Annotated in this window: 1 protein-coding gene; it reads right to left on the bottom strand. The window is 43.5% G+C overall.

The features are described from left to right. A partial coding sequence (locus KDK14_RS21645; protein WP_257264034.1) for an ankyrin repeat domain-containing protein occupies positions 1-2487 on the bottom strand: 2487 nt, incomplete at its 3' end. Between the last annotated feature and the right edge of the window lie 68 nt (positions 2488-2555).

The following is a 2555-nucleotide window of genomic DNA, read 5'->3' as shown; positions in this document are numbered from 1 at the left end:
AGCTAAATATCCTATTATCGGGATGATCGTTCGACCGATTCTGTCGCCCTGGGAGTTAATCCGACCTCTCAGAGCTGCACAATGCAGGGGCATCCTACCTTTATCATCTTGATGAGTAATGGCTGCTGCTGAGCCCTCTTTCTCCAAAAACTCCTTCAAATAAACGCAACCGTTTTCTGCTTCTGCAGCGCTGTGCAGGAGTGTTTTACCGTCTTCATCTTGATCTTTAATGTGTATTCTTTCGATCAGCATCTTTGTATCGTCGGGTGGATAGTCTGCATTAATGGCAATTCGCAGGGCTCGACTGGCATTTATGGGCAAGATTTTATCCTTGTATTTATTGCATAATTTACGCAGGAGTTCTTTGTCCTTTTTATTTTTTGTTAATATTGCATTTGACATTACATAATGCAGCGGTGTTTTATCACTCTTATCAGTGCCGTTAATGGTATCCGGTTCATGACGCATTAGTTCTTTCAGGCATTGTATGCTTCTCTTCTCAGCGGCATAATGCATAGCATTTTTCCCACTCTCGTCTGTTTTATTGATATTCGCATTACAGAAAATTAGATATTTCAGACAATCTATGCAGTCGTCATTCTTAGCAGCATACTGCAACGCTGTTTTCCCACTCTTGTCAGTACCATCAATAGTTGCCCCGGCACTGTGCATACGCTTCAACTCTGCAACGTTCCCTACCATAGCTGCAGCGCAAAGTTTCTCGTTGAGTTTATCGTCTAACAGTTTGCAACATTCGAGCTTGTTCTTTTTAGCAGCAGCAGCGCTACGCTGTGGTGTCTCACCTGCGTTTTTTAGGATTTCCTCCTCAATTTTTTCAAATGCTTCCATCAAATCGCTATCAGCGCTGAGCCGTGGTGTCCACCCTTCTTTATTCCGGATCGTGATATCCGCCCCTTCGATATCGACAAGTTTTTCAAGTAATTCTTTAAAATGGCTCAGAGCAGCAATGTGTATAGGAGTGTTACCTTTATTATTTTGTGAATTGATATGTTGTGCCTTGTCGAATAAGTCCAGCCATGTAATTTTGTTTCTTAAAGCGATAACATGCAAGAGTGTATGCCCATCTTCATCAACAACAGTCGTATCTGCCCCTTGCTGAATCAGTAGTTTAAAACACTCACCTTCTTGAGGACCGGTCGCCATTTGTAATGGCGTAATGCCGTCATGGTTAACAGCATTAATCTCAGCACCATACTTCAGCAGAATCTTCACACACTCAACACTGCCTCCAAAAGCGGCATGGTGCAGTGCCGTATTGCCGTCATGGTCACTTTTTTTGACAATATCCTCTTTACTTTTGATCAGTTTTTCAAGTTCATCAGCTTTGCCCGATTCGGCTGCTTTGTAAAGGCCATCAATGATATCTTTGTTTTTGGCATCGTCTAAGCCTTTCAGTTCCATGAACCTTCTGTATCCATAGTGAATGGCGAGGTTGATTGGCGTCCAATGTTCATTGTTACATTCGTTTATATTTGCTCCCTTATTAAACAGCGCTAATGCGCACCCAAATTGATTATTCATAGCGGCGTAATGCATTGGTGTGTTACCAAAGTCATCAGCAACATTGATATTTGCTTCTTTGTTTAATAAGAGTTCCACGCAGCCTTCGTTGCCATTTTTAACAGCAAGATGAAGCGGCGTTACACGGTTACCATCTTTATAGATAAACTTCTCATTGACGTCGAAACCCGGTGCTCTCCGTAATAAAGTCCGGACTACCTCTGTGTGGTTTTCTTTCACAGCCAAGTGGAGAATCGTTGAGCCATCGCGTTTGTCTTTTGAATAGACCTCTATATCGCTAACGTCCAGTAACGCCCAGACGGAATTTTTGTTGCCTTTTACTACTGCTATGCGCAAAGCCGTATTGCCACCTGAACTCTCCATATTGACTTCGATACCTCTAAAGAAACCCTTAACGCCCACCAGCAGTTTGACGATCTCTGCGTGGTCGCTGTTGGCAGCTAAATGGAGAGCCGTACAGCCATCTGTTTTGACCATCTTGTTGACATCGATACCCTCAACGTCAAGTAACCTGTCGACGATCTCTTTGTTGCCTCTGTCCGCAGCAAAGTGGAGAGCCGTCTTGCCATCGTTTTCCTCTTCATTGACATTGACGTTGATACGCAGCCCGGGCTCCAGTAATACCTTGAGGGACTCTATGTGGCATTTATTTGCAGCAAAGTGGAGAGCCGTCATGCCATCATTTATTATATTCTTTTTATTCACCTTGATACCATTATCGCGTAGTAACCAATAGACGATATCTTTGTGGCCCAGGAGGACAGCATGATGGAGAGCTGTATAGCCATTCTTATCCGTCTTATTGACATCAATATCATCAGAGGTCAGTAACTCCATGAGGGTCTCTGTATGGCGTTGATTTGCAGCAATGTGGAGAGCCGTGCAGCCATCTTTGTCCTCCTTATTGGCATCGACATCCTTTACTTCCAGCAACTTGTCGACGATATCTTTGTAGCCTTGTAACTATTCGTTGAAACCATATTGACCCTTGATTTCCAAGGGCTACAAGCACC

Origin of the sequence: Endozoicomonas sp. ONNA2 (genome assembly GCF_024606365.1) — a bacterium.
Lineage (GTDB): Bacteria > Pseudomonadota > Gammaproteobacteria > Pseudomonadales > Endozoicomonadaceae > Endozoicomonas.
The sequence above is the reverse complement of the archived record's forward strand: the minus strand, read 5'-3'. Positions and strand labels throughout refer to the sequence as shown.